The organism is Nostoc sp. (assembly GCF_036919675.1).
Lineage (GTDB): Bacteria > Cyanobacteriota > Cyanobacteriia > Cyanobacteriales > Nostocaceae > Nostoc.
On sequence record NZ_JBALCP010000024.1, the window covers coordinates 1 to 26,566 of the forward strand.

Genomic DNA, 26,566 nt, shown 5'->3' on the forward strand with positions numbered 1-26,566 from the left:
TCCAGTTCAAAGACTCGTTGACGCAGTTCAGAGGTGGATTCATCCAGTTCAAAGACTCGTTGACGCAGTTCAGAGGTGGATTCATCCAGTTCAAATACTCGTTGACGCAGTTCAGAGGTGGATTCATCCAGTTCAAATACTCGTTAACGGAGTTCTGAGGTGGATGAACAAAGTAAGGGCGTACATCTGTACGCCCTTACAGCAAATTTATTTATAGTGCTTCTGTGTTGAGTGCAATAGAAACCTAACCCCCAATCCCTTCCCTACTAGCGTTGGGGAGTAAGATTCAAAGCCTCTCTCGTTTTAGGAGAGAGGAATGGAAGTGAGGTGAAAGTGGATTGCATACAAACCAGAAGCCCTATATTGCAAAGATTTTTGAAAATGATATTAGACTGCCTACGAGTGTTAATTTATCAAGAGACGGAAATTTTTACAGATTTCCCTTTACCAATAGCTTTAAAGCGTTCGCCCAACTGTTCAGCGACACTTTTTAAGCCTGGAGTCTTTTTTGATGCTGTCTTGACGTAATCATAAACAGTCAAACTGCTAGTCATAGCTTCACTACCGACTGCCATTAGGGTATCATCTACCTGTTCAGTGAGTTGCTGGATTGAGATTAAAAGTTCAGTCAGCACAGCAGCTAATTGATAATCCCGAACAAGTTCCTCAACGTCAAAAGTGGCTGGGAGAATTTCGGGGTTAGACTGAGCAGCGGTGACGCTATTATTCACAAAGGCTAGGCTTTTGTCCCCCATTTTTACCAACTTCCGCCGTTCTTCCGTGCTGAGAGTAATCAGGAAGGGGAGCTTTTGTTGGACTTTCTGTAGCGCGGCTTTAACTTCTTGGATATCTTGTGGCGAAAGGGAGGCTGTAATATTTTGATAGGCCATCGTATAATCACCTTGGGTATTCTAGTGGTTAAGTAGCAAGTTTTGCTAAGTATAGAATTCCCATTAGTGGATGCGATCGCACATCATAACCTGTTTATTTATCTGTTTTAGTGCCGATGCTGAGGGATACTGACCAAATGCAATCAAAGCTTGTCGCTCTAGAATTCTTTCATCGCCGTTAAAATCTAGGATGCGTGCGGTAACTTATCCAATATCTGTCTGATGCTGAATTACAGCCTCATCTAGTTGAAAATGCTCACCCCAAAAGTCTCTGCGTGGGTTAAAAAACTGCACAATTTTGCACGTTTGCCAATTAATTGACCCTAAATCCGTCCCTTTTTGCAGGTTACAGAAGATACAGGCATAGCAGAGATTATCTGCTGCTGTAGCGCCGCCGTGTTTGATGTCGATTATATGGTTAACTTAAAAGCTTAAGCCGTCTAGTTCTAGATATAAACAATACTCGCATAGATGGGCGGTGCGATCGGCAACTCAACGCCGCAGTTCTGCATTAATATATAGACGAGACATTTTAAATACTTACTTAGGATTAATGTACTGATGAGCTTTTGCTTTTGCTAACCTCATAATATGCTCTAGCGTCAGGAAATGATCTAACTCTCGCTGGTCACTTCCTGTAAGACCTTCAGTTTTTGCGCGGTAAACGAGATCCTCTAAACGGTCGTTGGCTGCATCTGAGAGTTTGAAATCGATAACGCTTTGGGGAGTGGTGCCAGCAGCAATAAACTCTATAATTTCATCGTAGACTTTGGCTGTATTAACAGATGTAGTCATGAGATTACCTATTTTTATTTAATCTTACTGATTTACAACGCCACTTTTAATGATTTTCCTAATGTTTTAGGCTCTGGTAAAGGTTCACCATCAGCCAAAGATGATTCAATCAGCATTTCTAAAACTTCCTGAGCATTTTTAAGAGCTTCTTCGTAAGTCTCTCCGTGAGTACAAGGCTGCATTATATGCGTAAACTCAGGTAAGAAAACCACATAACATTGGTCTTCTTCTGACCATTGAATCACGATTGTATATTTCATATCTATTTATAAACTTCTCGTCGATGAGCAATAGTATTTACCATGACTTGATTTGTTTCATCATCAACTTGATGATTACTCGATAGTCACTAATGCGATAGTGATAGTAACCTGCAAAATCATCTTTGAGAGGTTTAATATTAGGATGAAACCGAGGATTCTGTTCTAGTTGCTCAAAGCACTTAGCAATCTTTTTGGCTAAGGCTTGGTTTGCTGTAGCATAAATCTCCTCAGCTTCGGCATATAACACAACGCTATACATCAGATCGAATTGTTCTCCAGTTTTTTACCGACTTTCAGCAATATCTTTTTTACCCCTTTCAAAAGATTCAATAAATCCAGGGATATCAAACAACTCTTGGGTAGCATCTTCACTCTCTTTATCTACGAGATACGCTAAAAAGTCAGCAACCAGTTCTAGGCGTTCTGAAGATAATCTATCTAGATATTGGTTGATTTGCTGACGAACTTCTGTATTGTTCATATTTTCACCGCTCTTTTACTTCTCTAATTGTGCCAACTTCTTCTGAGCAAATTCCCGCACTTGCTCATCTGGGTCATTATTAGCTCTGTCGCACAACAGTGGTAAAGTCTGGGGATTATTAGGATAATGTTCAATAATTGCTTCAAGTGCAGTCTGACGAGGATTAACTTGCCAGTTTGCCTTTCGCTCGAAGTTATCTTGAATAGCAAGATTGCAGAAAAATTCAAACATACCAGGCTCATATTTCCACCTTTTGGCTAATTCTGGCATCAATCCTTGTCGAATAAACCAGTCATCATCAGATAGCACAAGCGATTTAAACCAAGGTAAACTTTTTGGATGGTTTTTCCAATCTCTCTTGATATTTAACTAAATTAAAATCGACAATAACACCAGCAATTTTTTTTGTATTGATTTCAATATCAGATAACTTTTGTAATTCGAGGATATGGTGTAATTCATTTGAATCTAAAAGAAGTTCTTGGACTTGTGTCAAATACTGTTCTGTAATTGATTGCCAGTTAAATTTAGATGGCAAAGGTTTTAATTGCAGCCTGTTCCAACTATCTTCTAGCGTTTTAGCGTCTAGAGATTCACAATTAATATCAAAAGCCTTACCAAGAGTTTCTGCAACCGACTTATCGCTGATAAATTTCTTGATGTCTTTGGTGTACTCTTGAATCTCAGTTTCAGCAAGTTTGCAACGAATCTTTAACTGCTGCTGCATAAGTTGCAAAAATTCCTTTAACGCTTTACCAGCAGCAATTTCTATGTCTTCCTTCTTAAGTTTCTGGACAATTTTCCCAGGGATGCCTTTTAATAAATCTTTAGCCCAATCTTTAGCAGCATCTTTGGCTAAGTCTTCCAGAATGGGTTTAAAAATAAACCCGGCAACCTGAGTTACACCCCAAATAGCTAACCAGTCCAGCATAATACTCGCTTCTGTTGAGAGTTTGATTACGAGTATATCCACTAGCTTGAGTAATGTTTCCGAATTTCAGGGAATCTGGAAAACCTCTCTCTAAATCTCTCTCCTTCTAGGAGAGAGACTTTGAATTTCCCCCCTTCCCGCGTCGGGAAGGGGGTTAGGGGGTTAGGTTTCGCGTTGGTTTTTCAGATCAACTGGAAACTGCAATGTATACGACGGGCTGCGCTCACGCAATCCCCACTGCACGCTCACGCTATAACCATGAGCCGCCGCTAGTTCTTGTAAGGGATATGTGCAATCAATCACTGCACGAATTTTATCTGCTTCAATCAATTCTTTGAGAAAAACCAAGTCCTTAGTGTTGCGTTTGTCAAGGATAAATTTAGCTTTTTGACTGGGAAGGAATGCTGTGAAGACGCTCTGCACAACGGTTTAATGGCTAGGTTGTGGTAATATAAACACCGTTCGATTTGAGGACTTTTTTAGTTTGTGAAAGCGATCGCTCTGCCTTTGTTTGTAACTCTCAGTTCACCCATTTTTTGATGAATTAGGAAAAAATACGATTATAAAACTATACCTAACGAAGTATTGTCAAAAAGCCCTACCTATGGGTTAGCCTAGCTCTAACTCTTGCCAGCAAAGAGTCAGGTGTAATATAAATCACTACCACAGTAGAAGGAAGTTCAAAGTTGTTTGATCTAAACCCGACACAGATACTCGGACGCATACTATCCGCATCGTTAGTTAGTTTGATCGCCTCACTTACTAGTCTGATATCCTTAGAGGTTCTTCCTACCCCAGCATTCGGCGGCCCGCCAGCTGCATCTGTTCAAACCAAGTTGAAAGTGCCTAGTGCAATGAGTTCTGCGCCCTTCAATATTAACCGTTACTTGAAAGTGCCACCCAACTTCTCCATCTCTGTTTATGCTCGGATTAACAATGCTCGCTTTATAGCAGTTGCTCCCAATGGGGATCTTCTAGTGTCACAGCCCAATACGGGGAAAGTGTTAATTGTCCGGTCAAATGGCAGCAATAACCCAATTATTTCTGATTTCGTAACGGGTCTACGCAAGCCACACGACATTGTGTTTCATAAGATTGACAACACCACATACGTTTATATCTCTGAGACTCATCAAATTAACCGCTTCATCTACAACTCTGGAGACCGAATTGCAAAAAATCGGCAAATAGTTATAACTGGTTTACCAGATAACAGTACATCGGAACTCAAAGGCGCTTATGGTCACGAACTGAAAAATATCGCACTTGATGCCAATCACAAACTGTATGTGTCGATCGCCTCTACATGCAATGCCTGCACGGCAGATACTGTCAGCAACCCAAAGCGCGGCGCGATTTACCAGTACAACGCTAATGGAACCAATCGGCGGCTTTTTGCCCAAGGTTTACGCAATGCCGAAGGATTAGCATTCTTACCTAATACAAATGACCTTTGGGTAGCCGTAAATAATCGAGACCAAATCGCCTATCCCTACAACGATGGCAGTGGCAAATACGGTAAGGTTATCCAGTCTTATGTGGACAACCACCCGCCGGACGAGTTGACGAAAGTCCGAGATGGCGGTAACTACGGTTGGCCATTTTGCAACCCCAATCCTGACACGGCAAATGGCTTCAACAATATGCCCTTTGACCGCGACTATCAGTTCAATGTTGATGGACATATTTATTGCAATGCATTGGACAGGATTAGTAAGGGTATCCCAGCCCATTCGGCTCCCTTGGGACTAACCTTCTTACAAAATACCAACTTTCCCAGATTGTACTCAAATGGGGTAGTGGTGGGGCTGCATGGTTCATGGAATCGGGACAAGAGAACGGGCTACAAAATAGCTTACTTTCCCTGGAATAGTACGACAAAGACTCTAGGGGACGAGATAGATTTAGTTACCGATTGGCTAGTTCCAGGAACGCAACAAGTCTGGGGGCGACCGGTGGATATGGCAGTCGATCAGCAAGGTAATTTGTTAATTTCGGATGACCAGAGCGGTACTATCTACAAGCTCTCCTACACGCCGTAAGTACAGGTTAAGGTCTACAGAAACCCTAATCCTGCTGGAGTTTCCCAGTCTTTTCCTACAAGTCCAGCAATATACAAAGCCAACCAAGGTAACTTAAATGTTGTTGGTAACGACGCTATTAGCTGATTAAGTGTACCATCGGCTACAGTAATATGTGTATGCCAAAGTGAAACTGGTAGTCTATGCCGTGAGTTTAGTGCTGGTGATTATAGATCCATTGCAGCTGACTTAGATAATCAGATATCGTTTATACAGGTCAAGTAACACCAAATTTTCTTTGCAAATTTGAGATGCTCCTCTGCCCCAGCTAAACCAACCACTCACCTTACTGTCCTCCAATCAACTGGAAACCGCGATGTCTACGACGGGCTGCGCCAACGCAATTTTCTCAACTGCACGCTCACTTTCCCTATAACTATGAGCAGTGGCTAGTTCTTCTAAGGGATATGTGCAATCAATCACCACACGAATTTTACCCGCTTCGATCAATTCTTTAAGATAAACCAAATCTTGAGTGTTGGGTTTCTCAAAGATAAATTTGGCTTTTTGACCGGGAAGAAACGCTGTTAAGACGCTCTCTAAGAAGACTTCAGGGCTAGGTACTGTGGTGATATAAATTCCGTTGGGTTGGAGGACTTTTTTGGTTTGTGAGAGCGATATATTCGTAGCGAACGTCTTGCTGAGGTTCCCATTCGAGATATTCCTCAACGGTCATTTTTAACGGCTGTTGGAGGATGGCTATCATAACTAAGATTTTTCACGCTTGGTTTGATTGTAGCTAAGTAGTATCAGCAACAAAGAGCGATGTCCTACGGCCGGCAACTCTACTAGAGGCTACGCCAACGCCTTTGCCTTTGCGCTAAACCCATTTAAAATCCCAGATTTGTCACGGTATCTGGAAAACCCCACTTCTATTTCTTTCTCCTTTTAGGAGAAAGACTTTAAATTTTCGCCCTTAGAGCATGGGGAAGGGGGTTAGGGGGTTAGGTTTTTCGCTAAGGTTCGTATTGAGCAATTAAAAAAATTTATTGCGATCGCTCAATCATGTTAGATTATAGTTTGTTGTTTCTTTCAAACACAAAATCTGAGAGTTCCCTACCCATCTCCTAATTGTGGGAATAAAAAAAAGAACTGAAAACTTAAACCTTTTGAAAAATATGTGCAGCAATACATCTATTTCTACAAGCCTGTATAGCTTGCCAAATAAGATTTATAACCACAATTGAATATCATTGCCAAAACAAAAATTAAAAAAATATGAAGTGCATTTTTACCCTCAAAAAAATGATATGTTAGATACAGAATTGAATTTCGCATGTTTCTGGAGTGGAACGATATAGATTACTCCAGTTTTTCACCCTCAAACCCTTGGCATTTATTGCTTTTGACGGAATTTTAGGGCAATCTGAGTACACATTAAAATAACCAAAACCCAGTTGCAAGTAGATTAAATTCCTTGCTGTAATTGGCTTTTGCCTGAGTACAAAAAAATCCTGAACCCCTGTCCATAAACACTAGAACCCCAACCAAAAAATACTAGAACCCCTACCCGAAAAAAAGTTTTTGAATTCTTGTAATGCTTGAAGAATTAGGGTTTTTCTTATTTGAGTACAAGCGTAATAAATCCAATAAATTCTATCCTAGATAGACGCACCGTCTGGCTAGGAGACGGCTGATATAACTCTTATATCGCCAATCACTTAACGCTCCAACACAAAACGAAGCGAAGAGTGAGTGGAGGGATGACATAGCACCATGCCTGAAGTGAATAGAAGTCGCGGCTGTAAACACAAATTCTACCCAAGAACCGAACATTGACACACACCAGCCGAACATCAAATATCTATCGCCTGCCGTACTTGAAAACAAGTCGCCCGAACCCAAGGGTTTGCAGGCAGTGTGGAAGACGTGACTTCAATTCCTGGGCATGAAAGAGTAGCAACAGCATCTCCCACAGTGGCAGCCAAGTCCACCGACCTTTTGCAAAACTCAATGACATCACCGTCTACACGACTCCTCAACTCCCCCGCCACGGAATCGACAACCCAAGCAAAATCAGGTGGTTGCGGCTGCGACAGCACCAGTAGCGCCACCACGGAAAGGGATGAAATGCTCCAAGAACGCATTGCTAAACATCCCTGCTACAGCGAAGACGCTCATCACCACTACGCGCGGATGCACGTTGCAGTTGCTCCAGCCTGCAACATTCAATGCAACTATTGCAACCGCAAATATGACTGCGCTAACGAAAGCCGTCCTGGAGTAGTTAGCGAGTTGCTAACACCAGAACAAGCAGCACACAAAGCTTTGGTCATTGGCGGCAAGATTCCCCAAATGACAGTTGTGGGAATTGCTGGCCCTGGCGACCCACTGGCGAACCCAGATAAGACTTTCCGCACATTTGAGTTGATTGCAGAGCAAGCACCAGATATCAAGCTGTGCTTATCAACCAATGGTTTAATGCTGCCTGACTACGTCGATCGCATTAAAGAATTAAATATAGATCACGTTACGATCACCATTAACATGGTAGATCCAGAGATCGGTGCTCAGATTTATCCTTGGGTTCACTACAAACGCAAGCGTTATAGAGGTCTTGAAGGCGCGACAATTCTCCACGAAAGACAGATGGAAGGATTGCAAGCCCTCAAAGATGCTGACATCTTGTGCAAAGTTAACTCCGTGATGATTCCCGGAATTAATGACCAGCACTTAGTCGAAGTGAATCGAGTCATTCGTGAAAAAGGTGCATTCTTGCACAACATCATGCCATTGATTTCTGCACCAGAGCATGGCACACACTTCGGTTTAATCGGTCAACGTGGCCCCACACCCAAAGAACTCAAAGAAGTTCAAGACAATTGCTCCGGTAACATGAAAATGATGCGTCACTGTCGCCAGTGCCGCGCCGATGCAGTCGGATTATTGGGAGAAGACCGCAGCCAAGAATTTTCCAAAGAGAAATTCTTGGAAATGACTCCAGAATATGACATGGAGAAACGCCAAGAAGTTCACGACGGTATTGAGAAGTTTAAAGAAGAACTTAAAGTAGCCAAAGACAAGGCGTTGACTGGCAAGAAATTTGCCAACAATCCCAAAATTCTAGTTGCAGTAGCAACCAAAGGTGGCGGATTGGTTAACCAGCACTTCGGTCATGCCAAAGAATTCCAAATTTACGAAGTGGATGGAAACGAAGTTCGCTTTGTCGGTCATCGCAAAATTGACCAATACTGCCAAGGTGGATACGGCGAGGAAGCTTCTTTTGAGCATATTATGAAAGCGATCGCAGATTGCAAAGCAGTTTTAGCCTCTAAGATTGGTAACAGTCCTCAAGAAAAATTGCAAGAAGCTGGAATACAGAGTGTTGAAGCTTACGACGTGATTGAGAAGGTTGCTTTGGAGTTTTACGAGCAATACGTTAAGGAATTAGGGAATAAGGAATAGGGCATGGGGCATGGGGAATAGAACAAGAATTATCCCCAATGCCGCCAATCGCCTCCCGCCTACGGCACTGCCTCCCCAATGCCCAATGCCCCTTATCCAAAAAGGAGAATAATCATGGCTTACAAAATAATTACTAGCCAGTGTATTTCCTGCAATCTCTGTCTATCAGGATGTCCCACAAATGCAGTTAAAGTGGTTGACGGACAGCACTGGATTGACCCTGAACTTTGTACAAACTGCGTTGGTAGTATTCATACCGTGCCTCAGTGTAAAGCTGGTTGTCCTACATGCGACGGTTGCGTTAAGCAGCCTAGCGATTATTGGGAAGGCTGGTTTGCCGATTACAACCGCGTAGTTGCTAAATTAACAAATAAACAAGATTACTGGGAACGTTGGTTTAACAGCTATTCCCAGAAATACTCCGAACAGTTGCAAAAGCGTCAGCCCCAAACAATGGGAGCAGAAGCTTTAATAAATCGTAATGACGCTCCTACGTCGCTAACGCTACGCTAACGTAATTGAAGACAACAATGCAAAATAACTGCATCTATCTCGATAATAATGCCACCACTAAGGTAGACTCAGAAGTTATAGAGGTAATGCTACCTTACCTGACAGACTTTTACGGCAATCCCTCCAGTATGCATACCTTTGGTGGGCAAGTCGGTAAAGCACTGAGAACAGCAAGAGAACAACTTGCAGCCATGCTGGGAGCTGATGAGTCAGAAATTGTCTACACAAGTTGTGGAACTGAGGGAGATAACGCCGCGATTCGAGCCGCACTGTTAGCGCACCCAGAAAAGCGACACATCGTTACCACCCAAGTTGAACATCCCGCAGTACTTAATGTCTGCAAACAATTAGAAACCCAAGGTTACAGTGTTACCTATCTTTCAGTAAATCATCAAGGGCAGCTGGATCTAGATGAACTAGAAGCTTCCTTGACGGGTAACACCGCCCTGGTGACAATTATGTATGCTAATAACGAAACCGGCACGATTTTCCCGATTGAGCAGATTGGGTTGCGGGTGAAAGAATATGGCGCTATCTTCCATGTAGATGCGGTGCAAGTAGTGGGAAAAATCCCCTTGAATATGAAGACTAGCACCGTGGATATGTTAACCGTGTCTGGTCATAAGCTGCACGGGCCTAAAGGAATTGGTGCTTTGTATATCCGGCGCGGGGTTCGCTTCCGTCCCTTCATACTTGGAGGACACCAAGAACGCGGACGTAGGGCGGGAACAGAGAATGTTCCGGGAATTATTGCCTTGGGCAAAGCTGCGGAACTTGAACTGTTACACTTAGAAGAAGCAAACAAAAGAGAAACAAGGCTGCGCGATCGCCTCGAACAAACTTTACTAGCGACAATTCCTGATTGTGTAGTCAATGGTGACCCTACGCAGAGATTGCCCAACACCACCAATATCGGCTTCAAGTATATTGAAGGTGAAGCTATCTTACTATCGTTGAATAAATACGGTATCTGTGCCTCATCCGGTTCTGCTTGTACCTCCGGTTCACTGGAACCTTCCCACGTCCTTCGGGCTATGGGCTTACCCTACACAACTTTGCACGGTTCCATTCGCTTCAGCCTTTGTCGCTACACCACAGAAGCCGAAATCGATCAAGTGATAGAGGTAATGCCCAGTATTGTGGAACGTTTACGCGCCCTCTCACCTTTCAAAAATGATAATGCGGGTTGGCTGCAAGAACAAGAGCAAGCACTGGCTCATCGTTAATTAGGGAATAGGGAATAGGGCATAGCGCATTGAGAATAAAACCAATGCCCGATGCCCCCTAATGCCCCATACTTCAATCTAAAATCCAAAATCTAAAATCTAAAATTCGTTATGTGGGACTACACCGATAAAGTATTAGAACTGTTTTACAATCCCCTGAATCAGGGAGCCATTGAAGAATCTGGCGAACCTGGGGTTAAGCTTGCAATGGGAGAAATCGGTAGCATTGCTTGCGGTGATGCTCTGAGACTACACCTGAAAGTGGAAGTAGAATCTGATAAGATTCTAGATGCTCGTTTTCAAACCTTTGGCTGTACTAGTGCGATCGCATCTTCTAGTGCATTAACCGAAATGATCAAAGGTTTAACCTTAGATGAAGCTCTGAAAGTGTCCAACAGAGACATTGCAGATTATCTGGGTGGTTTACCAGAAGCAAAGATGCATTGCTCTGTCATGGGACAAGAAGCGCTAGAAGCCGCTATCTATAATTATCGCGGCATACCTCTAACTACCCATGATGATGATGATGAAGGCGCATTAGTTTGCAGTTGCTTTGGGATCAGCGAGGCCAAAATTCGCCGCGTCGTTCTAGAAAATAATCTCACTGGTGCCGAAGAGGTAACAAATTATGTGAAAGCTGGTGGTGGATGCGGTTCCTGTTTGGCAAACATTGATGATATAATTAAATCAGTGCAACAGGAATTCGCCGCATCTAATCTCAACAATTACGGCGTAAAAGTTGCCACAGAAATTGTTACGTCTAAAGAGCGATCGCTAACTAACGTGCAAAAGATTGCCCTAATTCAAAAAGTTCTGGATGAAGAAGTCAGACCCGTACTCATCGCTGACGGGGGAGATGTAGAACTCTATGATGTAGAAGGCGATCGCGTTAAAGTTGTCCTGCAAGGTGCTTGCGGTTCCTGTTCAAGTAGTACAGCAACCCTAAAAATTGCGATCGAAGCCAGATTACAAGAGCGTGTCAGCAAGAGCCTTGTAGTCGAAGCAGTTTAGGAATTGCTGTAGGACTTAACGTACTCTACAAATACGCCCTAATATGCATTCAGCCAGAAACAGAAAGTAGGATTTGAACCGAATCATTGTCTCCACTCAATGCTTCATACCAATTCCCCAAAAGAAAGTGACAGATTCAAACCTAACTTTCTTAATTACGAATTACGTAGACACCCGAAGGATTGCTTCCCCCAAGGGATTACGAATTACGAATTGGTATCAATCCTACCACTATTACTGCTAACAGCATATAGGCAAAGAGATTAAGTGCCTAAAAAGCAAATTTCATCATCTAACTCGCTTCAAAGGAACAGAATATGAGCACATTGTACGACAAACTTGGCGGACAACCAGCTATTGAACAAATAGTAGATGAACTCCACAAACGCATTGCGACAGACAGCCTCCTCAATCCCATTTTTGCTGGTACAGATATGGTCAAGCAACGTAATCATTTAGTTGCTTTCTTATCTCAGATTTTTGAGGGGCCAAAGCAATACGCAGGTCGTCCAATGGAAAAAACACACGCTGGAATGAATTTACAGCAACAACACTTCGATGAGATCGCAAAACTCCTGAGTGAATCAATGGCTGTGCGTGGAGAGTCGCCAGAAGACACCACAGCTGCACTAGAGTGCGTCTCAAATTTTAAGGGCGCTATTTTGAACAAGTAATAGGACTTATGCATTGATTGTTGACAAATAGCAACATCAAGTCCTATTTAGTTTTTCCAGTTGAAACACATTATGACGTATTTGTAAATTGCGTAAGCTCTTAGTCATTAATCAGGATAAATGATTAATGACTAAGGACAAAAGAAAACAAAGAAAACAAACAAAAATTTAACGAGGAAATAGATGTACTTGCTTTCAATAATTTTAGCTGTGGAGCGATCGCCCCCAGCAGGCATTTATGCCAACGCTACCAACGATGCTCTACACGTGCTCACTACTGTCGCTCAACAGGGGTGAACGCAACAGACAAACGCAAAGACCCACCAACCAACCAATTGCAGGAAATCACGAATCATGACTGAAGAAAAGATTAGACAGATAGCTTTCTACGGTAAGGGCGGTATCGGTAAATCTACCACTTCCCAAAACACCTTGGCAGCTATGGCAGAAATGGGCCAACGCATTCTCATCGTCGGTTGCGACCCTAAAGCTGACTCCACCCGTTTGATGCTGCACAGCAAAGCTCAAACAACCGTTCTTCACCTCGCTGCTGAACGTGGCGCAGTAGAAGATATCGAACTCCATGAAGTGATGCTCAAGGGTTTCCGTGACGTTCTTTGCGTAGAGTCTGGTGGTCCAGAACCCGGTGTAGGTTGTGCAGGTCGTGGTATTATCACCGCCATCAACTTCTTAGAAGAAAACGGTGCTTACCAAGACCTAGACTTCGTATCTTACGACGTATTAGGTGACGTTGTGTGCGGTGGTTTTGCTATGCCTATCCGTGAAGGCAAGGCACAAGAAATCTACATCGTGACATCAGGTGAAATGATGGCGATGTATGCTGCTAACAACATTGCTCGTGGTGTTCTCAAGTATGCTCACACTGGTGGCGTGCGTTTGGGTGGTTTAATTTGTAACAGCCGTAACACAGACCGGGAAATCGACTTGATCGAAACCTTGGCAAAACGGTTGAACACCCAAATGATTCACTACGTACCCCGTGACAACATCGTTCAACACGCAGAATTGCGCCGGATGACTGTTAACGAGTATGCACCTGAAAGCAACCAAGCTAACGAATACCGGACATTGGCTCAGAAAATTATCGACAACAAGAATCTAGCTATTCCTACACCCATCGAAATGGAAGAACTAGAAGAATTGTTGATTGAATTCGGTATCCTCGAAAGCGACGAAAATACCGCAATGCTAGTTGGTAAGAGTGCTGCTGAAGCTCCTGTAGTATAAATCGCTGCTAAGAAGTAATGCTTTAGCACAAGGAAAAAGGAAGAGTCCCCTATCTTACCTTTGACCCTCTCTTTTTATCTCCCCCCTAACTTTAGAGGGGACTCCTAGTCCCCCTATGTCACTATCCTTACGAGTCACAGAAACAAAATATGACACCTCCAGAAAACCAAAACATCATCCAAGAAAGAAAAGAACTAATTAAAGAAGTTCTCAGTGCTTATCCTGAAAAAGCCGCTAAAAAGCGGGAAAAACATTTAAACGTATACGAAGAAGGTAAGTCCGACTGCGGCGTTAAGTCTAACGTTAAATCCCTTCCTGGTGTCATGACCGCTCGTGGTTGTGCTTACGCCGGTTCTAAAGGTGTGGTTTGGGGCCCTATTAAGGACATGATCCACATTAGCCACGGGCCTGTTGGTTGCGGTTATTATTCTTGGTCTGGTCGTCGTAATTACTACATCGGTACTACAGGTATTGACTCCTTTGGTACCATGAACTTCACCTCCGACTTCCAAGAACGAGATATCGTCTTTGGTGGAGACAAGAAACTTGTCAAGCTAATCGAAGAACTTGATGTACTTTTCCCACTCAACCGTGGTGTTTCCATTCAATCTGAATGTCCCATCGGTCTAATTGGGGATGACATCGAAGCTGTTGCTCGGAAGACATCGAAAGAAATTGGCAAGCCAGTTGTACCTGTGCGTTGCGAAGGCTTCCGGGGTGTTTCCCAATCTTTGGGTCACCACATTGCTAACGACATGGTTCGTGACTGGGTGTTCACCAAATCCGACCAAGCCAAGAAAGATGGTACACTTCAGTTTGAAGGTACCCCTTATGACGTAGCCGTTATCGGTGACTACAACATCGGTGGAGATGCTTGGGCTAGCCGCATCCTGTTAGAAGAAATCGGCTTGCGCGTAGTCGCTCAGTGGTCAGGTGATGGCACCCTCAACGAAATGTTGATGACCCCCAATGTGAAGATGAACCTCATCCACTGTTACCGGTCGATGAACTACATCAGCCGTCACATGGAAGAAGCTTACGGTATACCCTGGTTGGAGTACAATTTCTTCGGCCCCACCAAGATTGCTGAATCTTTACGGGAAATTGCTTCCAAGTTTGACGAGACAATCCAAGCGAATGCTGAGAAAGTCATCGCCAAGTATCAGCCCACAATGGATACGATTCTTGGAAAGTATCGCCCACGCTTGGAAGGTAAGACTGTCGCCATCATGGTTGGTGGTCTACGTCCTCGCCACGTTGTCCCAGCTTTCCAAGACTTGGGTATGAAGATGATTGGTACAGGTTATGAGTTCGCTCATAATGACGACTACAAACGTACCACTGGTTACATCGAAAACGGCACCATCGTTTATGACGACGTTACCGCTTACGAATTCGAGGAATTTATCAAAGCCCTCAAGCCCGACCTTGTAGCCTCTGGTGTGAAAGAGAAGTACGTCTTCCAGAAGATGGGTCTGCCTTTCCGTCAAATGCACTCTTGGGATTACTCCGAACCTAGCGATCGCTCCTCAACATCATATAATGCAAGGTTTTTTAGCGGCGGGAGAAAAAAGAGCCTATTTCTAGCCTAAATGCAACTTTCAGGGTTATCTAAGAATAATCTGTTTGTATGCTTTAAACAATATAACTCCTATTCTGTCTAGGTTTTAGGATTTGCTGGCATTTTACTCAAAGAAAAACTGTAAAAAGAAAGACTATTTATAATGACGATTGTTTAGATTAAATGGTGCGATCGCTTTCACTTAACAATATGATGATTGAGGAATGGGGGTGCAATTAGCAAAAGCAAGAATAATTCATCTGGGGTATGCCAAAGCTAAATTTGCTTTAACGGCTCACATAAGTGGTGGCAAATAAGCTCAAATGAACCACTAGTAACTCTTAACCGTCCGCTACATAGCATGAACGAGCAAATAACATTAAAGTAACTTAATTCTGTAAAAGCTGGCAAATAGGCAAATAGCCAAAAAATTTTGACTATTATCCTAAGGTTCAATTTGTGTCTGATATTTGGGATGTTTGATATGATGGTGCGTTATGCTTTACGATAACACACCCTACTGGATTATGATGATCGCCCTTACTCGACAAGAAACTAGGCGATCGCATTAAACTGTCCAATCCTCAATTAACAATCCGGGTACTTTGCCCAAATCCCGATGATTACGTGTTGATAAAACTAATTTACGAGATAGTGCGATCGCCTTTAAAGATTGTGTGTGAGATTCATAAGAAGTAGACAGTTGGTGCGATCGCCTCAACTCGACAACACGCCACTGTATATTCATACTGGGTGAACTTATCGCCCCTAACTCAGGAAGGAATGTGTTCAGTTTCGTACTTCTCAATCAAAACACTGATAACCTCGATTAGAGACGCGAGGGGATGGGTTTCATCTTCACCAACTTGATCGATGAGACAATCGAGGATCTCAACTATTAACTACTGAATTTCTGAACAATTGTCTGTACAATTGCCAAAATAGCTCCTACATTATCCAAGTAATATCTTTGCTTATCAAGCAAAGCCACTTTTTGCGAAAGTTGAAGAAACTGCCATACTTCTCCTGTTGTCACACATCCATACACGGGTATTTCTGCTTGTCCAGATGAACGGTTGAATAAATCCGCCGCCACCATTTGCGCGATGCACTGTCCTAATCCAGCTTCAACATCATTTTTCTTCGCTTCCACAACAGTGAGAATTGGCGATCGCAACGGTGGTAAAGGTGGAGCTATTGCTAAAATAAAATCACATTCCCCAATCAAGCCCTGTGCAGGATCAACGTCAAGTCTTTGTCCAGAAAAAATAGCCAAGCTATTTTGGCTGAGATCGCGACAGGTTAGTAAAATCGGTACAATAATAAATTCGCTCCGAGCCTTTTCACTAATCAAAGCTAATTGGGTACGCTTTCCTAAAGTTTCATTTAACCACGAAGGAATAGAAAGAGGTACAAGCTTGGGAAACAGATCGGCTTCTTGGGTGGTGATTCCCAAAACAGCCGCAGCTTTTTCTAGAGTAAAGTCGCTGTACGCCATAGTTTTGCACTGCTTTGAGTATATGACGTTTTCAATAAAAGGGAATTGTTTTTATTTTACCCCTGTTGTAGAGTTGTCTAAGGATTCTGTGTGAAATGCTCCCGAAGTAGTCTGTGGTAGACATCGCTATGACGAGCTATTCGGCGTCGCACCAACTCGACAATATGTGACTGCATATTTAGAGATGATGTGTGCGATGCACAAGAAGTAGACATCGCTGTGAATAGCGAATGCGATCGTCAAATAACAGATTCTGAAGCTGCTTGATAATGCAGCTTGATTGGAAACTCACCTACCAACCCACCTTTTGTAATGCTACTGTGCAAAAACAGGAAGACCCGCTACCGATGCCATTTGAGATATATTATTGATGTATTGTGTTTTTTAACGCTACAAGGAGACTCAGGCTTCTTGGCATATTCAATAGACCTCTTGCAAAAGTCAAAAAATCAGGAATGTCATTTTGAGCGGAACGCAGTGCAGAGAAGAATCTTACAAGATGTTTAGCTCCGCTCAATATGACAATTTAAGCATTTATGCAAGAGGTCTAATCATTAGCGAGAAGCTGCAATACAATAGTGTTACTTAATACACTTGAGGGACAAAGAACTGCTCATTGCGGGGGGCACGAACATAATTATCACCTAAAGGTCTAGACGGAAGCTCTAAGGGAGGAGGCGTCATATCTTCGTAAGGAACTTTGCTCAACAAATGATGAATGCAGTTGAGCCGCGCACGTTTTTTCTCATCTGCTTCAATCGTAAACCAGGGGGCTTCTGGAATATTCGTGTATGCAAACATGGTATCTTTTGCTTTGGAGAATTCTACCCAGCGATTACGTGATTCCAAATCCATCGAGCTGAGTTTCCAGCGCCTTGCTGGATCGTAACTGCGAGAGAGAAAGCGTTGCTCTTGCTCCTCATCGCTAACAGAGAACCAATACTTGATTAAAACAATGCCTGAACGTACCAGCATTCGTTCAAATTCAGGGCAAGATTGCATGAATTCTTGATATTCTGCTTCAGTACAAAAACCCATCACCCGTTCAACTCCGGCTCGGTTGTACCAACTCCGATCAAACAGGACAATTTCGCCTGCTGTAGGAAGATGTTCTACGTAGCGCTGAAAATACCACTGAGTTTTCTCACGATCAGAGGGGGTTCCCAAGGCAACTACATGACAGCCACGAGGATTCAGTGGCTCGGCAATGCGTTTAATTACTCCTCCTTTGCCGGCAGCATCACGCCCTTCAAATATTACGACAACCCGATAGCCAACGTGCTTAATCCAGTATTGCATTTTGACTAGCTCAATTTGGAGTTGCTCTAGTTCAGTTTCAAAACTCTTTTTGGGAATTTTTTTGGCAATAGCTTCAGTGCTAACTTCAAAAATCCCTTTTGATTTTTTAGATTTTTTCTTGTCTTTTGCCTTTGCTAGGTTTTCTATTAAATCTGTAGTGGGTTGAGCTAGACCATTATTTTGCTGGTTTTTAATTTCATCAATTGACATCGCAGTTACTCCATGCTATTGAATTGGCATAATTGCTTATCTATTAAGTATATATTTTATTGAGTTTAAATATACACCTTTGCAAGTATTACTAGACTAAAAATGTAAAATTTTTATCCATCCCTGTTATAGTCAATTTCAATTTTTAGTTTAATGGCACAATGCAGCAAGACCCATCGAAAAGCGATCGCTCACCGGACGAACCTTTTAAATTGCTAATACGGCGCTTCCCAAGTAGACAGCAGCAAAAAACGACATGGCGCAATGTAGTTTTGCGTGAAATGGTATTATCTGTCATCGGTTTGCCTAATTTCTCGTTCAATGATCTCTTTGATAAATTCAGGTATTTCTTTGTTTAATCTTACGGCCTGTTGTTTTAATTTTTCATAAATTTCAATATTATCCCCTTGCCACATAAGGTCTATTTTCCTAACTTCTTGCATCGCAATATGCGTGTAATTTTCTGGATCCGCCCAATAACATGACAAGCAAATAGATTTGTCTTTTATCCTTTTCCAATTTTCACAATGCTCACATGACCAAGATTTTGCCCGATTAGCTGAACCACAAAGTAACATAAAGCTTTCAGACTCTAGCTCTGGCTCTCCGTCAACTTCAAAAGGAACGCGGTGATCGATTTGCAATTCGCGCTTATCAACTTTCTCCAAGTAGATGAAGCACTTACAGCCATATCTCTTGATCAATTCATCTTTCAACTGTTTGGATAAGCCTGTTCTACCCGATAGCCTGGAAAATCTAGCCTTGCTGATATCTCCAAATTTATAAGCTGCTATTCTCCTTCCATCAGTTCCTGTAACACGGAATGTCTCCAGAGGAATTCCATGTTCTCGAACGTCTCTAGCTGCTCTGGGAGGATGATTGTAGCCGTACCTTTCTTTCAACTCTTCTGTTGTTACAAAACCATACTGCAAGATATGATCAATAACAGCTTTTGGCCTTTTAGCGGTTACTGACTGACAAAGTTGAATGAAATCATCCGGTAAGAGAGGGTGCTGTTGAGAACTGTCCATGCCGTTCCAGAAGAGTAATCTGTTTATGTGCTTTGCTAATATAGCTCTCCAAATCTAAATTGCGATCGCACGATAAATTTGATGATAAATACAAAGACTCTACTGTAATTTCTTGTCTACCTAATAATGTTGCTTGAGACGATAACCCAACTTCAATTTCAATTTTGTTTAGTCCTAATTCTTTAGGTAATTCCTTACCAAATATTTTATTTCCTCGTTTACCATCATAACTAACTGCAAACATTATTTTTTTTCGATTTAACTCTTTGATAGCTACAACAAAATCATCGAAATTAATCCCAGAATAATATCTTGAATCTCTATTACCGCATACACCTTGATATGGGGGATCTATATAGACAAAATCACTATTTATAACTTCAGCTAGAACATCTTTATAATCCAAGTATGTAAATATACACTTTCCCTTAAGAAGCCTAGAAACTCCTTCTATATTTTTCCTCATCTTCTCAGGTTGGGTTCCCTTTCGCCTTTTATCAGGGCTTTGATTAAAGAACCCTTCAGAGTTATAGCGTACAGCGCCTTTTACACATCGAGCCAACAAGTATAGAAAAAGCTTTGGATTGTTAGTTTTATTGAATCTTTCTCTGGCTTGATAAAAGTGTTCTACAGAATGATCATGCTGCTCATTCCATATATCAGCATAAGCATTTGCTATTTCATCTGGTTCCTCTACAATCAACTCCAATAGCTCAACCAGAGGTTTATTTAGATCGTTAATCCAAAAATTTTGTGAAATTGCTTTATCACAGACAGCGATACTAATTGCAGCAGTTCCTGAAAATGGCTCTACCAGCCTCTCCACTCTGTTAGGTAGAAATCTGAGAATGTCTGAAGCTAGATTTCTCTTACTGCCTTGATATTGAATTGGATGTGGGAGATTGGTCATCTCAAATAGAGAACAAATGATCTAGATAACTCTATCACAAGAATTAAGACGGCTAACAGCTTAACAGATTATGTGTAAGATACTAACTTCACAAAAGCAAGTAGATAAAATCCGTAGGGTGTGTTGTCACGTAGCACAACGCACCTGATTAATCCAAAAATGATGATGTTGAGCTTGGGTTGGATATTTGGGATGTTTGAGATTATGGTGCGATACCTGCGGTAGGCGTAGCGATCGCGCTAGGCTATAGGAGGGATGCGATCACTTGACTTTTAAGACAGTCACTACATAATTGATGGCATCACTGCCGATTAATACTAATCAAGTCTGTTAAAATACTATCCAAACTGCCGTTAACTTGAATCCGATCAATCTTCTCTGCAATTCGCTCTAATACTTCGAGTTCCTTCAGACGCAATGCAACGGGATTATCCTCCATCACTTTGGCAGTGTTTAGCATACTGCGGGTAGCAGCCGTTTCTTCTCTACGTCTGACTACATTTGCTTGAGCGGCTTTTTCTGCCTCGACTACCTTGCTCAAGATAGTCTTAATCTCACCAGGTAAAATAATATCTTTGACACCTACAGAATCTACTTCAATCCCATAGTCTGCGGCTTTCGGGCGAATGTATTCAGATATACTTCTATCAATTGCACCTTTATCCTCTAATAAACCATCTAAGTTGCGTTCGCCGACCGCACCACGCAAAGCAAACTGTAATTCTTTGTATAAGAACCCGGAAATATCTGACAACCCGTTTTTTGCCCTCAATGGGTCTTGAATGCGGAAACCAGCCGTCAAATTTAACCGCAGAGGTACTTTATCTTTAGAGAGGATGTCTTGACCGGATACTTCCATATTTTGCAGTCGCAGGTCGATGGTTTCAGTTTGAAAAGAGCGACCAAATAACCACCAAGCGTGTACTCCTGGCGATCGCTGCCCTTGAAACTCTTGATTAATGTATACTAGTCCAACGTGCTGTGCAGGAACTTGGCAAATATGCAAACAGTTACGACTGAGCAATTTCACTTCTGTTGAACCCTCAACCAACTCAGCCACTAAGGCAGACTGTAACTGAGCATCAGCGCTGATGTCGATAATTTCTATTTCAACACCCTGCCAAAACAGCTTGCGGCTGGTGGGTGGCAAAATAGAAATCACTTTACCCCGATACCGCACAATTGCAACTTGCGAAGCCAGTAATTGCACTGGTTCACAGTAGGCAGCAATAAAGTCAGGATGTTTTTCAATGAGTACATCTTCGAGGGGAAAGTCTGGGTTAGGAACAATCCGGCTGAGAGTCCTGACTGTAACATCTCTATCTACACACCAAAAAGCATACTCTCCTGGTTCTAGAGGTCGCACAAAATTATTTTGCAGATATAGTAAACCAATCTCAGACTCTGAGATTTGGAACTTCTTCAGTCCATTCAACGCAACTAAGCGCAATTGCTGCACAAAGAAACCAGGTAATTCCCAGCTTTCTTCCAAGTTGAAGAGATGAGATTCTACCTCAATAAAACCACGCCAAAAAGCAATCAATTTATTTGGTGCAACGCTTACCCAATTCTGACCGCAGCGAACTAACGCAACTTGGTTGAATCCGGTTCTGATAATCAATAAATGTTGTTGCAGTTCAGTCTGATGATTTCGCAACAACAGTTCTAGGTTTTCAATCTGAGCTTGTGGCTGGTTAAGATCGTAGATTTTGACTTGCCAATGCCAACCAAAATAAGTATGTGTACCGGGCTGCAAAATTTTCTTAAAGTCACTGCGGTGATATAAGATGCCGATTTCGTTAGGTTTGATATAAAATGTTTCCCACATAGTAATTTGCATAAATAATTTGGGCGATACCTTAGGTAAGCTAGGCGATGCCTGCGGCGGGCGTAGCCATCGCAACTAGCTAAAAAGATTTGATCAAGACATTTATAACCTTGCTTGAACTCAAATACCACCTCTGATACAAATCGCTGTCTCACAGCTTAAGTACTGGAGTAGACAGAATTTATCTTGAGGTTATTGGAGTTTAAAATCTTGTAGACACAGACTAAAGGATTGGTTTTAGCTGCTTGTATTGCTATATACTACAAAATATTTTTTTACTCTGCCAGTGCAAGTGTTTACAGTTTAAGTGCGGGCAAAAGCTTCTCCAAAGCTGGATTAAGATTGCTGTTAGTTTTACCAGACTGCTCAATGGCAATCTAGAAAAAGAGAACTGCGCTCAAATATACCGTTCGGTTGCTAATCCAGAATCCCCGAAGGAAAACTAAATGTAGGAAACGAAGCGACATACTCAAGTTAGGGAGAAATGCAGTTGCGCTTGCTCCTTGACTGTGACTACCGAACATCACCCTTACGAGTAATGATCGACAGCACAACACCTGCACCGCAGAGTTTGGAAAATGAGGGTCTCGAATCTGTTGAGATCCGTACCATATTGGCTACCGTGACAGGGTAGTGTCTTTTGACCTGGACAGGGTTGGGTGAAAGTATAGGAATCGAACCTACAACACATCGATTATGAGTCGATTGCTCTACCAGTGAGCTAACTTCCTGGGGTTTGATACAGGAGTCGAACCTGTGACGCATCGATTATGAGTCGATTGCTCTACCAACTGAGCTAATCAAACGATATAGTTTCAAGTACTTGGCGGTATACGCTCATACAAGAGATTGGCGCACCAGTTAGGCATATAGAACCTAAACTATAGCTTTGTAACTTTGTTACTATCCCAGTTCAAATCTAGCACAGGAAAAACTTTGAGCAGCCTTAAGATTGGGCTTTGGTGGAGAAAGAATTCTTTCTCCACCTGTCTTTTTTGAGATTTTGAAGCGGAGGTGATGTGTAATTGGGGATATATGACGGCTAGTTGTCAAAAAGCGCAGTTTTCCCAAGCTTATTCCCATTGCAAAGACTATTTCTTCAGCAGTATTATATTCAGCTAAACTATGCAATGATAACTTTGAGTAAAGTCCTATAAGAATAGGAACGAATACTGGAATAAGCAAGCATTTGATAGTATTTGTTAGTACTTTTAACAAATCGCGCCCAGGATTCCCCATCAACAGCTTAAGCTTGTTGGGGAATCCTGGGCGCTCCGGGATTGGGTATTGAGTAATTATGTTTAATTACTTAATTTATTCTTTGGGAATCCCTAGATGTGCCCTCAAATCAACGTAAGGCATTCTATTACTTTTACTTAAGGGGGGCGCACCTGCCTGCCGCCAAGCCAAGATATTATTTAGCGCCTGTACACCATCTTCACTGGGTTTGAGGGTCAATATCAACCTTTCACAGCGCCCATTGACTTGATTTGCGGTGCAAACCACATTTTGTCCGTTCATTTTGCCAACAGTAATAAATTTCAAATCTCTGTCACGGCGGTAAGTTTCCAAGCGGTGACTCACGTCTTGACAGCGCGTCAGTTTATTGTAGCCAGCGTCTCTGAAGTAATTGGAAGTCCAGCGAATCCAAGGCTCAGGAACACCTCTAGAATTTGTGTACACCGTCACGGGTTTGTTTCCTGAGGTGTCACAATAAAATCCTGGCCTACTTTCGGCTTGACTTGGCTGATTGATAGTTGCAGTCGCAGCGAGGGCGATCGCACCTCCAACCAAAACTGTGTCAATAATGCTAATTTCATAAGTAACTCTCAAATCTTGAGTAAAAAGTTTTTATTTGCCTCCCATTTGACACTCTCCCTACTTTTAGTAGGGAGATGATAAGAAGATTTCGCTTCTTATATTCCAATTGCTTGGGGTTTTAGGCGTTTTTACTTGTATACATAATGAGCCGTAACCCACTTGCGACCATGATTTGTTTTTTCCCAATGTGCAGGAATGAAAACTTTCTTTTTCGCTGGTGGTGCATAACGCCTAACTTGTGGTGGTTTTTTTGCTATTATTTGAGCAGGTCTATTAAGACCGTGGGGATTAACAATAACCTGTAATGCTGATGCTTGTGAAGGGATAGAAGTAACAGCAAATGGTAAAAGAAGCGCTGCACCAGCAAAAATTCGTTTGATATTCATCACTAAATCTCCTTTTGTAAACTGCATGATTAAAGTTCACTAAACCTTAATCTGGTTAATGTCTCATGTTTATAAGCATAGGAGTTAAAACAGCTATACACTAGTGACAAAATTCACTAGTGTAATCATGACTTAAGTAATCTCTAATGCCAGGTTTTAAGGTTTGAATCACAAATGAAGCTTATGCTATATACTGCTGAAGGGGAGATAAAAATGGCTATGATGCTTATCAAATAAGCTTCATAGCTAAATGGCACTAATAAAAGCAAAAACGCTAGCACTTATTTATACTGGTTTTTAACTAAATATCGTCTGACTTAAGTCGCAACATATAGGGTATAAAAATCACCAGTCTTGGATAGATATGAATTATCCCTACTACCTTGTAGTTCAGTCTGGGAAAGCCAAACCAGTCATTGGGTCACGGATATATAACCCTAATGTGAGACTACGCATCGCTTCATCCCAAACTGGTGTTAGCTGTTCTGCTTGATCTACCCAATAATCGAATGTAATCAAGCACTGAACATTTGACCCCAAACCAATGCAAGTCCGCGAAAAAGCTTCCCGTGGTTCTTCTTGAGTGTCAATAAACTTCATCTCTGTCCAGACAATCCTGGCGGTTTGGCGCTTGATGGTAACAATCTCTCCCTTGGCAATGACATTGCGACTGTCGTCTTCCATGATTTTCTTCAATGTGGATTTTAGCGGAAACTGGCTCCAGTCATTCGGTGGCAGACGATTAAAAGATACTTCTAGACAGCAATCATCGTTGGGCGGTTTTTTATCGAGGAACTTAAAGGATTTTTCTTGTGGCTCAAAAACCCAATCCTGGGGAACATTGAAGCGAACAGCGCCTCGATCTGCGACAAATATTTTGTAGCCTGATGGAGATTCCCAGCGATGGTCAGGTTTTAATTCAAGCGTTTCTTTAATCCACTGGAGATTGCTTTTTTTACGCTTTGCCATAGTGTTTTTGCTTTCTCTGTTGAAGAGGGCGATCGCTTAGATTTGGGTCGTAGGCGATGTGTACGACTGGCTGTTCGGCATCGCTCACTTTGTTAATATTATCAAATTGCTTGAGATCATGGTGCATTGCGCCTTTGCAACAATGTACTTGATAAATAGGAAAATTTAAGCGATACCGTATTCTGTGTGATCAACTCTGATGGATTCTAAAGCTTGTGCTTTCAGCAAAATCTGCTGTATATCTCGAACGAAAAGTTCGTATTCCGTACTATTCATATAGACACTTATCTATAAATTATTTGAAAGTCTAACTATTTATTAAACTGAAACTTTCCGTATAATTACTCGATTTTGGATAGTCATTCAGAATTTTTCTATCTAATACACACATTCAGACAGAATAGAGGTTGTATTTAAGCATTATGCTTTGCGATCGCACTGCCCTCAAGATGATCAAAAGTAGTCATTACAGCGCAAAAATATGGATAAAGTCGAATTTAGTTAGCAAAATGAGCTTTTACTTACTCATTTCAGCCAGTAGTAGCGTGTGTTATCGCGCAGCACAATGCACCTTACTAGAGGGATGCGATCGCACTACATGCAATCATGTTGCCTCAATGTCAGATTCCAACGTGCCGAAGAGAGATTTCACAAAAGTTAGTGCGTCATTGTCATCCATTAGTAGTTTCTGTACAGCCTTCTCATACTGTTCACGGTTTTGAAACCCAAGTTCTTTTGCGATCTTGTCTAGGGCAGGCGTTTCGCGAACCGGATATTGTGAGATAATTTCTGCCAAATTGCCAGCATCAAGTGCATCTTGTAACCTTTCACGTTCTGCTGTGACAACACTAACCACATCAATATAAACACTTATGGGTTTACCATCAGCAATTTCTTCTCTTCGAGGCAAATGCCGAAAAAACTCTTCACGAATCGCCTTTTCAGCTGTTCGCACACTCAAACGTTGAATATGTGGCTGGACTGCCGCAATCGCAGCAGTTTTGGCATTAGCGAGGCAAGTAGGGGCGTCATCTCCTGTAACAACTGCATCGCGCTGTGCAAGAAGGGATTCAAGGCATGGATGGTAATAGATCGACTCGACAGAAAAGACTGAAAGGGCATATACGCCCTTCTCTTTGAGCCGATTAATGTCGGCTTCCGTCCGTCGATCATTATCAACGATACCAAAAGCATGAAGCCAATGAAGATTGCCAGCGTCCCGGATGCTGGAAACGGCATGTTCAACATCACGACAGCTCGATTTAGCAACGATGGAGACGTTTGGAAACACTAGACTGTAAAGCGGTTTATCAAGGCTTCGCTCAGTGCCTTCGATAAATAGGAGCTTTCTGCGCGCGCCAAGGATATCCTTTTTGAGGTCATCATCGATCTCAGTTTCGGGAGGAACAAGATCCGCGTCCCAACCACTGACGGAAGATTCAGTATAGAACCCATTTGGGATCTATAAAGTAGCTAATCTTCGGAGCATAAGTCTGACAAAACAGAGATGAATTTTAGTGGTCGCATTTTCTAAA

Annotated in this window: 30 protein-coding genes, 2 tRNA genes and 2 pseudogenes; 9 read left to right on the forward strand and 25 right to left on the reverse strand. The window is 42.2% G+C overall.

The window, feature by feature from the left end; all coding sequences use genetic code 11:
• Window positions 1–217 (forward strand): hypothetical protein (locus V7K49_RS03120; RefSeq protein WP_335204466.1); only part of this gene is annotated, 217 nt, incomplete at its 5' end.
• 196 nt (window positions 218–413) lie between these two features.
• Here the strand turns inward: V7K49_RS03120 and V7K49_RS03125 are convergent.
• The 9 genes from V7K49_RS03125 to V7K49_RS03165 all read right to left on the reverse strand — a co-directional run bounded on the left by V7K49_RS03125 (window position 414) and on the right by V7K49_RS03165 (window position 3,783).
• Window positions 414–890 carry a hypothetical protein gene (locus V7K49_RS03125; RefSeq protein ID WP_298921143.1) on the reverse strand — a complete coding sequence of 159 codons (477 nt, stop codon included), beginning with the start codon at window positions 888–890 and terminating at the stop codon, window positions 414–416.
• A gap of 204 nt (window positions 891–1,094) precedes the next feature.
• Window positions 1,095–1,304 (reverse strand): hypothetical protein, encoded by a 210-nt coding sequence (locus tag V7K49_RS03130; RefSeq protein ID WP_335204486.1) that lies wholly within the window; start codon window positions 1,302–1,304, stop codon window positions 1,095–1,097.
• A gap of 126 nt (window positions 1,305–1,430) precedes the next feature.
• A complete protein-coding gene (locus V7K49_RS03135) occupies window positions 1,431–1,685 on the reverse strand; it encodes a hypothetical protein (RefSeq protein ID WP_335149126.1) in 255 nt (84 codons plus the stop codon).
• A gap of 32 nt (window positions 1,686–1,717) precedes the next feature.
• The gene (locus V7K49_RS03140; RefSeq protein ID WP_335204467.1) at window positions 1,718–1,945 is read right to left on the reverse strand and encodes a type II toxin-antitoxin system HicB family antitoxin; all 228 of its coding nucleotides are present in this window, start codon (window positions 1,943–1,945) and stop codon (window positions 1,718–1,720) included.
• Window positions 1,946–1,982: 37 nt separating this feature from the next.
• On the reverse strand, window positions 1,983–2,207 hold the full coding sequence (locus V7K49_RS03145) for a type II toxin-antitoxin system RelE family toxin (protein WP_335204469.1): 225 nt from the start codon (window positions 2,205–2,207) through the stop codon (window positions 1,983–1,985).
• A 24-nt stretch (window positions 2,208–2,231) separates the two neighbouring features.
• The gene (locus tag V7K49_RS03150) at window positions 2,232–2,429 is read right to left on the reverse strand and encodes a hypothetical protein (RefSeq protein WP_335204470.1); all 198 of its coding nucleotides are present in this window, start codon (window positions 2,427–2,429) and stop codon (window positions 2,232–2,234) included.
• A 15-nt stretch (window positions 2,430–2,444) separates the two neighbouring features.
• The gene (locus tag V7K49_RS03155; protein WP_335204471.1) at window positions 2,445–2,738 is read right to left on the reverse strand and encodes a hypothetical protein; all 294 of its coding nucleotides are present in this window, start codon (window positions 2,736–2,738) and stop codon (window positions 2,445–2,447) included.
• A 7-nt stretch (window positions 2,739–2,745) separates the two neighbouring features.
• Entirely contained in the window at window positions 2,746–3,360 is a 615-nt protein-coding gene (locus V7K49_RS03160) for a hypothetical protein (protein WP_335204472.1), read from the reverse strand.
• Window positions 3,361–3,522: 162 nt separating this feature from the next.
• Entirely contained in the window at window positions 3,523–3,783 is a 261-nt protein-coding gene (locus V7K49_RS03165) for a zinc-binding dehydrogenase (RefSeq protein WP_335204473.1), read from the reverse strand.
• Between the two features lie 263 nt (window positions 3,784–4,046).
• Between V7K49_RS03165 and V7K49_RS03170 the strand changes: the two genes are divergently transcribed.
• Window positions 4,047–5,402 (forward strand): PQQ-dependent sugar dehydrogenase, encoded by a 1,356-nt coding sequence (locus V7K49_RS03170; protein ID WP_335204474.1) that lies wholly within the window; start codon window positions 4,047–4,049, stop codon window positions 5,400–5,402.
• A 339-nt stretch (window positions 5,403–5,741) separates the two neighbouring features.
• Here V7K49_RS03170 and V7K49_RS03175 read toward each other — a convergent pair.
• The 3 genes and pseudogenes from V7K49_RS03175 to V7K49_RS03185 form a co-directional block, all read right to left on the reverse strand.
• A pseudogene (locus V7K49_RS03175) lies at window positions 5,742–6,059 on the reverse strand (zinc-binding dehydrogenase); the annotation flags it as partial.
• Window positions 6,058–6,147, reverse strand: a pseudogene (locus V7K49_RS03180) (Uma2 family endonuclease); the annotation flags it as partial. The pseudogenes V7K49_RS03180 and V7K49_RS03175, both read right to left, overlap by 2 nt.
• 1,090 nt (window positions 6,148–7,237) lie before the next feature.
• Window positions 7,238–7,528: a hypothetical protein gene (locus V7K49_RS03185; RefSeq protein ID WP_335204475.1), complete on the reverse strand. Its 291-nt coding sequence runs from the start codon at window positions 7,526–7,528 to the stop codon at window positions 7,238–7,240.
• On the opposite strand from V7K49_RS03185, the gene nifB reads away from it, so the two are divergent.
• The 7 genes from nifB (at window position 7,512) to nifD (ending at window position 15,110) form a co-directional block, all read left to right on the forward strand.
• Entirely contained in the window at window positions 7,512–8,846 is a 1,335-nt protein-coding gene (gene nifB, locus V7K49_RS03190) for a nitrogenase cofactor biosynthesis protein NifB (RefSeq protein WP_335204476.1), read from the forward strand. The two genes, V7K49_RS03185 and nifB, sit on opposite strands and share 17 nt — an antisense overlap.
• Before the next feature lie 114 nt (window positions 8,847–8,960).
• Window positions 8,961–9,359: a 4Fe-4S binding protein gene (locus V7K49_RS03195; RefSeq protein WP_334871792.1), complete on the forward strand. Its 399-nt coding sequence runs from the start codon at window positions 8,961–8,963 to the stop codon at window positions 9,357–9,359.
• A 17-nt stretch (window positions 9,360–9,376) separates the two neighbouring features.
• The gene (nifS, locus tag V7K49_RS03200) at window positions 9,377–10,585 is read left to right on the forward strand and encodes a cysteine desulfurase NifS (protein WP_335204477.1); all 1,209 of its coding nucleotides are present in this window, start codon (window positions 9,377–9,379) and stop codon (window positions 10,583–10,585) included.
• Window positions 10,586–10,696: 111 nt separating this feature from the next.
• Window positions 10,697–11,596, forward strand: coding sequence for a Fe-S cluster assembly protein NifU (gene nifU / locus V7K49_RS03205; RefSeq protein ID WP_335204478.1), 900 nt, complete (start codon window positions 10,697–10,699; stop codon window positions 11,594–11,596).
• A gap of 317 nt (window positions 11,597–11,913) precedes the next feature.
• Window positions 11,914–12,270, forward strand: coding sequence for a globin domain-containing protein (locus tag V7K49_RS03210; RefSeq protein WP_335204479.1), 357 nt, complete (start codon window positions 11,914–11,916; stop codon window positions 12,268–12,270).
• Between the two features lie 354 nt (window positions 12,271–12,624).
• Window positions 12,625–13,518, forward strand: a complete 894-nt coding sequence (gene nifH / locus V7K49_RS03215; RefSeq protein ID WP_334827989.1) for a nitrogenase iron protein — start codon at window positions 12,625–12,627, stop codon at window positions 13,516–13,518.
• A 149-nt stretch (window positions 13,519–13,667) separates the two neighbouring features.
• Window positions 13,668–15,110, forward strand: a complete 1,443-nt coding sequence (nifD, locus tag V7K49_RS03220) for a nitrogenase molybdenum-iron protein alpha chain (RefSeq protein WP_334871788.1) — start codon at window positions 13,668–13,670, stop codon at window positions 15,108–15,110.
• A gap of 537 nt (window positions 15,111–15,647) precedes the next feature.
• Here nifD and V7K49_RS03225 read toward each other — a convergent pair.
• The 13 genes from V7K49_RS03225 to V7K49_RS03285 form a co-directional block, all read right to left on the reverse strand.
• On the reverse strand, window positions 15,648–15,827 hold the full coding sequence (locus V7K49_RS03225; RefSeq protein ID WP_334871959.1) for a hypothetical protein: 180 nt from the start codon (window positions 15,825–15,827) through the stop codon (window positions 15,648–15,650).
• 150 nt (window positions 15,828–15,977) lie between these two features.
• Window positions 15,978–16,577, reverse strand: a complete 600-nt coding sequence (locus V7K49_RS03230; protein ID WP_334871962.1) for a hypothetical protein — start codon at window positions 16,575–16,577, stop codon at window positions 15,978–15,980.
• A gap of 585 nt (window positions 16,578–17,162) precedes the next feature.
• A complete protein-coding gene (ppk2, locus tag V7K49_RS03235) occupies window positions 17,163–18,086 on the reverse strand; it encodes a polyphosphate kinase 2 (RefSeq protein WP_335204480.1) in 924 nt (307 codons plus the stop codon).
• A 287-nt stretch (window positions 18,087–18,373) separates the two neighbouring features.
• Window positions 18,374–19,117, reverse strand: a complete 744-nt coding sequence (locus V7K49_RS03240; RefSeq protein ID WP_335204481.1) for an HNH endonuclease — start codon at window positions 19,115–19,117, stop codon at window positions 18,374–18,376.
• Window positions 19,080–20,027, reverse strand: coding sequence for a DNA adenine methylase (locus tag V7K49_RS03245; RefSeq protein WP_334871970.1), 948 nt, complete (start codon window positions 20,025–20,027; stop codon window positions 19,080–19,082). Before V7K49_RS03245 ends, V7K49_RS03240 begins: the two co-directional genes overlap by 38 nt.
• A gap of 301 nt (window positions 20,028–20,328) precedes the next feature.
• On the reverse strand, window positions 20,329–21,855 hold the full coding sequence (locus V7K49_RS03250; protein WP_335204487.1) for a slipin family protein: 1,527 nt from the start codon (window positions 21,853–21,855) through the stop codon (window positions 20,329–20,331).
• Between the two features lie 656 nt (window positions 21,856–22,511).
• Window positions 22,512–22,586: transfer RNA gene (locus V7K49_RS03255), tRNA-Met, on the reverse strand.
• A tRNA-Met gene (locus V7K49_RS03260) sits at window positions 22,586–22,661 on the reverse strand. Before V7K49_RS03260 ends, V7K49_RS03255 begins: the two co-directional genes overlap by 1 nt.
• A 508-nt stretch (window positions 22,662–23,169) precedes the next feature.
• Window positions 23,170–23,688: a COP23 domain-containing protein gene (locus V7K49_RS03265; RefSeq protein ID WP_335204482.1), complete on the reverse strand. Its 519-nt coding sequence runs from the start codon at window positions 23,686–23,688 to the stop codon at window positions 23,170–23,172.
• 116 nt (window positions 23,689–23,804) lie between these two features.
• Complete coding sequence (locus V7K49_RS03270; protein ID WP_335204483.1) at window positions 23,805–24,089, reverse strand: hypothetical protein; 285 nt, start codon at window positions 24,087–24,089, stop codon at window positions 23,805–23,807.
• Window positions 24,090–24,452: 363 nt separating this feature from the next.
• Window positions 24,453–25,031: a hypothetical protein gene (locus tag V7K49_RS03275; RefSeq protein ID WP_335072610.1), complete on the reverse strand. Its 579-nt coding sequence runs from the start codon at window positions 25,029–25,031 to the stop codon at window positions 24,453–24,455.
• Window positions 25,018–25,158 (reverse strand): hypothetical protein, encoded by a 141-nt coding sequence (locus V7K49_RS03280; RefSeq protein ID WP_335204484.1) that lies wholly within the window; start codon window positions 25,156–25,158, stop codon window positions 25,018–25,020. The genes V7K49_RS03275 and V7K49_RS03280 overlap by 14 nt, the downstream gene beginning before the upstream one ends.
• A gap of 477 nt (window positions 25,159–25,635) precedes the next feature.
• Entirely contained in the window at window positions 25,636–26,493 is an 858-nt protein-coding gene (locus V7K49_RS03285; protein ID WP_442948632.1) for a DUF4435 domain-containing protein, read from the reverse strand.
• Between the last annotated feature and the right edge of the window lie 73 nt (window positions 26,494–26,566).